Source organism: Vibrio sp. Vb0937, assembly GCF_033338855.1.
On sequence record NZ_JAWOTK010000346.1, the window covers coordinates 1 to 1,151 of the forward strand.

Sequence of the window (1,151 nt, forward strand, 5' to 3'; positions counted from 1 at the left end):
CTTAACATCAACACGCTCGACCCAACTTTTAGGTGATGCAGCCCAATGCAATTGCGGAAGGTGTGTTTGGTTATCTCGGCTTAAACTTGGCGAGATAAACCAGTACTGAACATCTCGGCCTTTTTGGCTTTGCGACACCTGTTTATTAATCCATTGGTTCAAGCGCTTAGATATGATGCGGCTACCAAACTGGAGCACCAAATCACATTCGTCGAGTTGGCTGGCCAACTTAGGCTGTTGTAACCACAAATCATAATGTGACCAACCGGAGCTAACTCCACTTTGCGGATCCGCCAATACAGGCCACCCCATTTGCTGTGCAAACGCTTTTGCCGCTTGCGCGTGATCAGCAGGTAAGCTGCCAATAACAACCACTCCTTTTCTATCAGCACAAAATGGAATGTCACGAAATGATGGACTGACGAATCGTTGAGTATATGTTTGACCGCCTTTGCGCCACGCTTCGACACTGTTCAGGTAGCTTTGGTAAGCGCTTTTTTCCCCGTCAGAATACAGCGGCTCAGGAAAGGCGCAGTTAATGTGAACCGCGCTGCCATGTAACTGCTGGTTAAACATCACCTCATCAACCGAAGTGAGTAACCAGTTGAGCGGCGTATTTAAACTCGGACTTGGCAAGTTCAAATTTGCCGATACATGCTGCGAAAAAATCCCAAGCTGATTAATTGCTTGGTTTGCGCCACAACCGACGAGTTCAACAGGGCGATCAGCGGTAAGCAAAACCAGTTTTTCGCCCGTTAATTTAGCTTCTGCTACCGCAGGCAACAAGTTTGCGACCGCAGTGCCAGAAGTCACGATAACGGCTACCGGCTCTTGGCTCGCTTTCGCCAAACCAAGCGCCATAAAACCTAATCCACGCTCATCAAAATGAGTATGAATGGAAAAATTTGGCCGTTCCACCGCTTCTAAAGTCAAAGGAGTCGAACGCGATCCCGGCGCGATACAAACATGCTTCACACCAAATCGGTGAAGCTCAGTCAAAATGGTCTCTGACCAAATTCGATTGAGAACCGCTTGATCGTAACTCATGATGCCACTCCAAGCGGCGGATGATCGGAAATCAACGTTAACAGCGTCGACATCTTTTTATCTAACTCAGCCCACTCGTGTTCAGCAACAGATCCAGGAACAAT

1 protein-coding gene is annotated in these 1,151 nt (G+C 48.0%); it reads right to left on the bottom strand.

Features of this window, described 5'->3' with window-relative positions; genetic code table 11:
* Positions 1–1,047, bottom strand: a 1,047-nt coding sequence (gene menD, locus R7P67_RS25590) for a 2-succinyl-5-enolpyruvyl-6-hydroxy-3-cyclohexene-1-carboxylic-acid synthase (RefSeq protein ID WP_318086420.1), incomplete at its 3' end; no start/stop codon positions are given.
* Between the last annotated feature and the right edge of the window lie 104 nt (positions 1,048–1,151).